This window comes from Streptomyces sp. MS191 (assembly GCF_008042125.1).
Lineage (GTDB): Bacteria > Actinomycetota > Actinomycetes > Streptomycetales > Streptomycetaceae > Streptomyces.
This window is the reverse complement of the sequence record NZ_RDBI01000040.1, coordinates 167,121-175,211: the sequence shown is the minus strand read 5'-3', so window position 1 is coordinate 175,211 and position 8,091 is coordinate 167,121. Positions and strand designations below refer to the sequence as shown.

The following is an 8,091-nucleotide window of genomic DNA, read 5'->3' as shown; positions in this document are numbered from 1 at the left end:
CCGCCCCCGCCGGCCTCGCCCCGCTGCTCCTCGTCATGAACAGCGTGCTCGTCGTCCTCTTCCAGGTCCCCCTCGCCCGCTTCGGCGGCTCGACCGACGCGGCCCGGCGCCTCCTCCTCCCGCTCGCCGCCCTCTTCGCCCTCGGCACCCTCGCCCTGGCCGTCTCCGCCCTCGGCGGCCGCGGCCTCGCCGTCACCGCCCTCGTCGTGGCGGCCCTCGCCCTCACCTTCGTCGAGATGATCCACGCCATCGCCTCGTGGGAACTCTCCGTGGCCCTCGCCCCCGACGACGCCCAGGGTGCCTACCTCGGAGTCCACGCCCTCGCCGTCGCCACCCAGCGGTTCGGCGGCCCGCTCCTGCTCACCGGGGTGATCGCGGCAGGCCCGCCGGCCTGGGCCGTCCTCGGCGTCGGCCTCGTGGCGATGTGCGGCGGACAGCACCGCGTCGTCAGCCGCGGCCTCCGCAAGTCGTCACTGTCAGTGCCCACGGTTACGGTGAGTGAGTAATGATCGGCAGCGCCCAGGGGGAGACATGACACGCCACACCACCACGTCCATGCGCCGCGCACTGCGCCGCGAAGTACCCAGCACCGTCGGCCTGCTCGCCGACGAGGACGACTTCGCCGCGATGCGCCGGTACGGCACCTTCACCTTCGACGACCACCGCACCTACCTGGCCCAGGTCGAGGCCCTCCTCAGGAGCCTCGCCGGCCAGGGCGGACACACCACCGTCGCCCTCTTCGACCCCGAGGAGTACGCCGGCTACTGCCGGGACACCGGACTCGACCCCGACCACCCCGTCAGCCGCAGCCGCTACACCGCCGAACTCGCCGCCACCGGCATCCGCGTCCCCTACACCGGCCAGCCGATGACGACCCTCGTCCCCACCCTCGTCGACGCCGCCGTCCGCCGCGCCACCTGGGAGTACGCCACGATGCTCCTCACCGACACCGGAGACTGCGCCGACTGCGGCGAGGACATCGGCCACGCCGCCTTCGACCGCGCCTCCCGGCTCCTGATGTCCCTCCTCGAAGCGGCCGGCCCCGGCACCCACCACCTCGTCTGCAGCGTCCCCGCACGGGACGAGCAGCTCCTCGCCGTCCTCCACACCGTCTGCGACGAGGACGGACCCGCCCGCCTCGACAGCGGCGAAGGCGCCGAGTTCGTCACCGTCCTCGCCGCCGGCATCGCCCTCGACAGCCCCGGGGGACTCGTCCTGCGCACCAGCCGCCCCGGCACCCGCGACCGCCTCCACGGCTGGCGCCTGCTCCGGGGCACCCTCGTCCCCCTCACCGAGGCCGAGGTCTTCAGCGCCTACRGCACCGACGCCCGCACCGGCGAACCGGTCTCCCCGGAGCCGCACGTCGACTACCGCGCCGGCTTCCCCCTCGCCCCCGACGACGACCACCCCACCCACCACTGACGAGGAAGTGCCCCGCGCACGACGAAGGGGCTCCCCGCCACGACGTGACGGGAAGCCCCTTCGATCTCCGGCCGGCCGGGATCACTCCCCGGACAGCACCGCCTGCGCGGCCACACGGGCCTCCTCGGCCGTGTCGGCCGCACGCGCCGCCGCGGCGGCACGCTCACACTGCGCCAGCGTGTACTTCGCCAGCGTCGCCCGCACGTACGGGATCGACGCCGCACCCATCGACAGCGAGGTGACACCCAGGCCCGTCAGCACACACGCGAGCAGCGGATCCGAGGCGGCCTCGCCGCACACGCCACAGCTCTTGCCCTCGGCCTTGGCGGCCTCGGCGGACAGGGCCACCAGGTCGAGCAGCGCGGGCTGCCACGGGTCCTGGAGCCGCGCCACCGCACCGACCTGCCGGTCGGCCGCGAAGGTGTACTGCGCCAGGTCGTTCGTACCCAGCGACAGGAACTCCACCTCCTGCAGGATCGAGCGCGCCCGGAGAGCGGCCGACGGGATCTCCACCATCGCCCCGAACTTCGCTCGCAGGCCCGCGTCACGGCACGCGTCGGCGAAGGCCTTGGCGTCGGTGCGGTCGGCCACCATCGGGGCCATGACCTCCAGGTACACCGGAAGCCCCTCGACCGCCTTCGCCAGCGCGGTCAGCTGGGTCCGCAGCACCTCGGGGTGGTCCAGCAGCGACCGCAGACCACGCACGCCCAGCGCCGGGTTCGGCTCGTCCGCCGGGGTCAGGAAGTCGAGCGGCTTGTCCGCACCCGCGTCCAGCACCCGCACCACGACACGACCCTCGGGGAAGGCCTCCAGGACCTTCCGGTAGGCCTCGACCTGCTTCTCCTCGGACGGAGCCTTCGCGCTGTCGTCCAGGAAGAGGAATTCCGTGCGGAACAGACCGACGCCCTCGGCCCCGGCCTCCACCGCGGCCGGCACGTCCGCCGGACCACCCACGTTGGCCAGCAGCGGCACCTTGTGCCCGTCCGAGGTCGCGCCCGGACCGCTGGACGCGGCCAGCGCGGCCTTGCGCTCGGCGGCGGCCGCGGTCAGCGTCGCCTTCTTGTCCTCGCTGGGGTTCACGAAGATCTCGCCCGTGGAGCCGTCCACCGCGATCACCGTGCCCTCACCGATCTCGCCGGCCCCCGGAAGGGCCACCACGGCCGGCACGCCCAGCGCCCGCGCGAGGATGGCGCTGTGGCTGGTGGGCCCGCCCTCCTCGGTCACGAAGCCCAGGACGAGCGCCGGGTCGAGCAGCGCCGTGTCGGCGGGAGCCAGGTCACGCGCGATCAGTACGTACGGCTCGTCGCTGTCCGGCACACCAGGCATCGGAACGCCGAGCAACCGGGCGACGATACGGTTCCGCACGTCGTCGAGGTCGGCGACCCGTCCGGCCATGTACTCGCCGGCACCCGCGAGCAGCTCGCGGTAGTGGGAGAACGCGTCGTAGATGCCGCGCTCCGCGGTGCTGCCCACCGCGATCCGGCGGTCCACGTCCGCGATGAGCTCCGGGTCCTGGGCGATCATGGCCTGGGCCTCGAGCACGTGCTGGGCCTCGCCACCGGCCAGGTTGCCGCGCGCGATCAGATCGGCAGCCACAGCCTCCACGGCCTGACGGGCGCGCCCCTGTTCGCGCTCCGCCTCCTCGGCGGGAATCTGCTTGGCCGGCGGCTCGAGCACCGCCGTACCCATGTGCCGTACCTCGCCGATGGCCACCCCGTGGCTCACGCCGACGCCTCGCAGCGTTGTCTCCATCTCACCGTCTCCGATAGAGCGGCGGCACCCGGCCGCCGCGTTGAATGTCGAACTCCGGGCCGTCGCGTGGACGGCGCCCGCGTCAGCTCCAGCCGAAGAGGACGTCGTCGGCCTTGACGTCGCCGCTCTCGACGACGTCGGAGAGGGAGTCGACCGTGGCCTCGAGGGCCACGACGGGGCAGATGGGGGACTTGCCGGCGGCCTCGACGTCGGCCGGGTTCCAGCGCACGACGGCCTGTCCCCGCGTCACGGTGTCGCCCTTGGCCACGAGCAGCTCGAAGCCCTGCCCGTTGAGCTGGACGGTGTCGATGCCGAGGTGGGTGAGCACGCCGTGCCCCTCACCGTCGACGACGACGAAGGCGTGCGGGTGAAGAGAGACGATGACGCCGTCGACCGGGGAAACGGCCTCCGACGGCTCACGTACGGGATCGATGGCGGTACCCGGACCGACCATGGCGCCGGAGAAGACGGGGTCGGGTACAGCGGCAAGACCGATGGCGCGTCCAGCGAGTGGCGACGTCACGGTTGTCATGGGAAGCCTCCCAGGGGCGGAGATGGAGTGGCGCCGTCACTGCCTGTCCTGGACGGCGTACTGTTCAGAAGCGTATGTCATGGGAAGTCCAGGTTCCGCCCTGGATGTACCAGTTGGCGGACCTAGCGACTACCCCGAAACGATTTGCCTCTACTGACGGTGGGATGTACTGTCGGTACTCCTGCGTGACCCCAACGCGACTCTGAGTCGTGGGTCCGCAGCACCTATCAAGCCAGATCCTAACCCCAGTGGTCTACACCTCTGCATGCCTGCAGGGGGAGTGGTCGGGAGGGCCGGAAAAGCCTGGTAGTGTTTGACCCCGCCGCAAGGGAAAGCGCGAAAGCGAATTCCTGAATGGCAAACCCCGCTCCAGCGGGTGGCAGAAACGGAAATCGGATCTGCTAGGCTGGAAACACGAAAGACCGAAGGGAAAAGCCCGGAGGAAAGCCCGAGAGGGTGAGTACGAAGGAAGCGTCCGTTCCTTGAGAACTCAACAGCGTGCCAAAAATCAACGCCAGATTAGTTGATACCCCGTCCATCTTCGGATGGTCGAGGTTCCTTTGAAGTCCTACTGGCCCTTGTGGCAGGTAGGCAAAAAACACAGCGAGGACGCTGTGAACGACCGGTCCTATTCCGACTGGTCGTTCCGCTCTCGTGATGTGTGCACCCGATTACGGGTAAACATTCACGGAGAGTTTGATCCTGGCCGCCTACCTGCTGATCGGCGTCGGGCTCACGGTCGCGACGGCCTCGCTGGACGAGGCCGCGCAGATGGCCGTCTCCATCGCCTGCTTCCTGCTGGTCCTGGTGGGGGCGCCGATCGCGGTGGAGACCCTGTCGCACGGGCGGTCGCTCGGCGAGCCGTTGCCCGACAGCCGGGTCCAGCTGCCGCATCCGCGTCAGGTACTGCCGGATCTCCAGCCACAGCGACTCCGGCACCGCCGAGAGGTCCAGCTCCGTGAACCGCCCCACCAACCACGGCGGAGGCGGCGGAACTGCAGCGGTCCGCCCGGCCGGCAGTCTCTCGCGCACGACCAGCGTCCCGGCGAAGACATCCCCGATCCGCCGCCCTCGCGCCGACACGAGCGAGGCGATGCAGGCGACGACGCCGAACGTCATGAGGATCTCCACGACCCCCATCGCACCGCGCACCAGCGCGTGCCGGAACCGGATCGGTCCGCCGTCGTCCCGCACCACCCGCAGCCCGCAGGCCAGCTTGCCGAGCGACCGCCCGTGCGACAGGGTCTCCACCGCGATCGGCGCCCCCACCAGGACCAGCAGGAAGCAGGCGATGGAGACGGCCATCTGCGCGGCCTCGTCCAGCGAGGCCGTCGCGACCGTGAGCCCGACGCCGATCAGCAGGTAGGCGGCCCACACCACCACCAGATCCAGGAGCAGCGCCAGCGCCCGACTCGGCAACCGCGCCGGCTGCAGACCCAGCACGACGGCGTCCCCCGTCACCACCCCGCTCACGGTGCCCACCCTTCTCCGGCCTTCCCGACCCCTCGGTACGACAGTCTGCCAAGCTGACCCGCAGCGCGCCGCAGTAGTACGGACCCGTACGCACCAGTGCCTGGAGCAGCAGCCGAATCATGGACCTCGATGTCTACGTGACCGCCCACCGCGCCGAGTGGGACCGCCTCGACCACCTCCTGCGGCGGGGCGGCAGGCTCACCGGCGCCGAGGCCGACGAGCTCGTCGCCCTGTACCAGCGCACGGCGACCCATCTCTCGCTGATCCAGTCCAGTGCGCCGGACCCGATGCTCACGGCCCGGCTCACCCAACTCGTCGCGCGCGCCCGCGCCACGGTCACCGGTACCCGCGGTTCCTCGTGGCGGGACGCGGCGGCCTTCCTGACCGCTGGTTTCCCGGCCGCCGTCTATCGCTCCCGCCACTGGTGGGTCCCGACGGCGGTCCTCTCCACGCTGGTCGCCGTACTCATCGGCTGGTGGATCGGCACCCACCCGGAGGTGCAGTCGGCGATCGGCGCGCCGGCGGACCTGCGCGAGATGACGCGCCCCGGCGGCCAGTACGAGACCTATTACTCCAGCCACCCCGCGGCCTCCTTCGCCGCGCAGGTCTGGACGAACAACGCCCAGGCCGCCGCCATGTGCCTGGTGCTCGGCGCGTTCCTCGGTCTCCCGGTGCTCGGGATCCTCTTCGTGAACATGCTGAACCTCGGTGTCGGCATCGGCCTGATGACCTCGGCCGGCCGCCTCGACGTCTTCCTGGGCCTGATCCTTCCGCACGGCCTGCTGGAGCTGACCGCCGTCTTCGTCGCCGCCGGCACCGGTCTCCGTCTCGGCTGGACCCTGATCGACCCCGGCCCCACGACCCGCCGCGCGGCTCTCGCCGAGCGGGGCCGTGCCGCCGTCGGCATGGCCATCGGTCTGGCCCTGGTCCTCTTCCTGTCCGGCCTGATCGAAGGCTTCGTCACCCCGTCCGGTCTCCCGACCTGGGCGCGCATCGGCATCGGCGTGGTCGCTGAACTGGCATTCCTCGCCTATGTCTGGGTCCTGGGAGGCCGTGCCGCCCGGGCCGGCGACACGGGCGACGTGGAGGAGCGCGACCGCAGCGCGGAGCTCCCCACCGCCGCGTGATCCCTGATGTGCGTACGCCCCCGCTGACCTGCTAGTCTCCTCTTCGCCCACAAAAACCGTTGACACGGCGGACGTGGGGAGGTAGATTTTACGGGTTGCCTCGGACTGGACAGTTCGATGGTCGACGCGTAGCATCTCTCTCGCTCCGGTCGGGATTTGAATTCCACGGAGCCACCCCGATTCCTTATTCGAATCAATGAAGCCACCGATTAGGTCGGCCGAAATGAGTCTGATAAAGTCGGAACCGCCGGAAAGGAAAGCGCGAAAGCGGATTCCCGAAAGGCAGCCCGCTCCAGCGGGTGGCAGAAACGGAAATCGGATCTGCTAAGCTGGAAACACGAAAGACCGAAGGGAAAAGCCCGGAGGAAAGCCCGAGAGGGTGAGTACGAAGGAAGCGTCCGTTCCTTGAGAACTCAACAGCGTGCCAAAAATCAACGCCAGATTAGTTGATACCCCGTCCATCTTCGGATGGTCGAGGTTCCTTTGAAGTCCTACTGGCCCTTGTGGCAGGTAGGCAAAAAAACACAGCGAGGACGCTGTGAACGACCGGTCCTATTCCGACTGGTCGTTCCGCTCTCGTGATGTGTGCACCCGATTACGGGTAAACATTCACGGAGAGTTTGATCCTGGCTCAGGACGAACGCTGGCGGCGTGCTTAACACATGCAAGTCGAACGATGAAGCCCTTCGGGGTGGATTAGTGGCGAACGGGTGAGTAACACGTGGGCAATCTGCCCTTCACTCTGGGACAAGCCCTGGAAACGGGGTCTAATACCGGATAACACCGGCTTCCGCATGGAAGCTGGTTGAAAGCTCCGGCGAAAGCCTGATGCAGCGACGCCGCGTGAGGGATGACGGCCTTCGGGTTGTAAACCTCTTTCAGCAGGGAAGAAGCGAAAGTGACGGTACCTGCAGAAGAAGCGCCGGCTAACTACGTGCCAGCAGCCGCGGTAATACGTAGGGCGCAAGCGTTGTCCGGAATTATTGGGCGTAAAGAGCTCGTAGGCGGCTTGTCACGTCGGGTGTGAAAGCCCGGGGCTTAACCCCGGGTCTGCATCCGATACGGGCAGGCTAGAGTGTGGTAGGGGAGATCGGAATTCCTGGTGTAGCGGTGAAATGCGCAGATATCAGGAGGAACACCGGTGGCGAAGGCGGATCTCTGGGCCATTACTGACGCTGAGGAGCGAAAGCGTGGGGAGCGAACAGGATTAGATACCCTGGTAGTCCACGCCGTAAACGTTGGATACAGGTGGTGCATGGCTGTCGTCAGCTCGTGTCGTGAGATGTTGGGTTAAGTCCCGCAACGAGCGCAACCCTTGTCCTGTGTTGCCAGCATGCCCTTCGGGGTGATGGGGACTCACAGGAGACCGCCGGGGTCAACTCGGAGGAAGGTGGGGACGACGTCAAGTCATCATGCCCCTTATGTCTTGGGCTGCACACGTGCTACAATGGCCGGTACAAAGAGCTGCGATGCCGCGAGGCGGAGCGAATCTCAAAAAGCCGGTCTCAGTTCGGATTGGGGTCTGCAACTCGACCCCATGAAGTCGGAGTTGCTAGTAATCGCAGATCAGCATTGCTGCGGTGAATACGTTCCCGGGCCTTGTACACACCGCCCGTCACGTCACGAAAGTCGGTAACACCCGAAGCCGGTGGCCCAACCCCTTGTGGGAGGGAGCTGTCGAAGGTGGGACTGGCGATTGGGACGAAGTCGTAACAAGGTAGCCGTACCGGAAGGTGCGGCTGGATCACCTCCTTTCTAAGGAGCACAGTACCGATTGCAGGCAAA

Annotated in this window: 5 protein-coding genes, 1 rRNA gene and 1 pseudogene; 4 read left to right on the top strand and 3 right to left on the bottom strand. The window is 68.1% G+C overall.

The annotated features are described in order from the left end of the window. Together EAO71_RS07650 and EAO71_RS07645 are read left to right on the top strand one after the other, a co-directional pair. Positions 1–506: pseudogene (locus EAO71_RS07650) on the top strand (MFS transporter); the annotation flags it as partial. A gap of 25 nt (positions 507–531) precedes the next feature. Beyond that, the gene (locus tag EAO71_RS07645; RefSeq protein ID WP_147977023.1) at positions 532–1,422 is read left to right on the top strand and encodes a hypothetical protein; all 891 of its coding nucleotides are present in this window, start codon (positions 532–534) and stop codon (positions 1,420–1,422) included. A gap of 81 nt (positions 1,423–1,503) precedes the next feature. Here EAO71_RS07645 and ptsP read toward each other — a convergent pair whose 3' ends face one another. From ptsP to EAO71_RS07625, 3 genes are all read right to left on the bottom strand, one after another. After that, on the bottom strand, positions 1,504–3,174 hold the full coding sequence (gene ptsP / locus EAO71_RS07640; protein WP_147977022.1) for a phosphoenolpyruvate--protein phosphotransferase: 1,671 nt from the start codon (positions 3,172–3,174) through the stop codon (positions 1,504–1,506). Positions 3,175–3,256: 82 nt separating this feature from the next. Next, the gene (locus EAO71_RS07635) at positions 3,257–3,706 is read right to left on the bottom strand and encodes a PTS sugar transporter subunit IIA (RefSeq protein ID WP_147977021.1); all 450 of its coding nucleotides are present in this window, start codon (positions 3,704–3,706) and stop codon (positions 3,257–3,259) included. A 519-nt stretch (positions 3,707–4,225) separates the two neighbouring features. Continuing rightward, positions 4,226–5,179: an RDD family protein gene (locus EAO71_RS07625; RefSeq protein ID WP_261992054.1), complete on the bottom strand. Its 954-nt coding sequence runs from the start codon at positions 5,177–5,179 to the stop codon at positions 4,226–4,228. Positions 5,180–5,298: 119 nt separating this feature from the next. Here EAO71_RS07625 and EAO71_RS07620 point away from each other — a divergent pair, with 119 nt between their 5' ends. After that, the gene (locus EAO71_RS07620) at positions 5,299–6,306 is read left to right on the top strand and encodes a stage II sporulation protein M (RefSeq protein ID WP_147977020.1); all 1,008 of its coding nucleotides are present in this window, start codon (positions 5,299–5,301) and stop codon (positions 6,304–6,306) included. A 608-nt stretch (positions 6,307–6,914) separates the two neighbouring features. After that, positions 6,915–8,061 (top strand): 16S ribosomal RNA (locus EAO71_RS07610). Positions 8,062–8,091 lie beyond the last annotated feature (30 nt).

Bases quoted from the DNA above. Each gene is read 5' to 3' on its own strand.
- EAO71_RS07620 (WP_147977020.1), top strand. From the start codon at position 5,299: ATGGACCTCGATGTCTACGTGACCGCCCACCGCGCCGAGTGGGACCGC.
- EAO71_RS07635 (WP_147977021.1), bottom strand. From the start codon at position 3,706: ATGACAACCGTGACGTCGCCACTCGCTGGACGCGCCATCGGTCTTGCC.
- ptsP (WP_147977022.1), bottom strand. From the start codon at position 3,174: ATGGAGACAACGCTGCGAGGCGTCGGCGTGAGCCACGGGGTGGCCATC.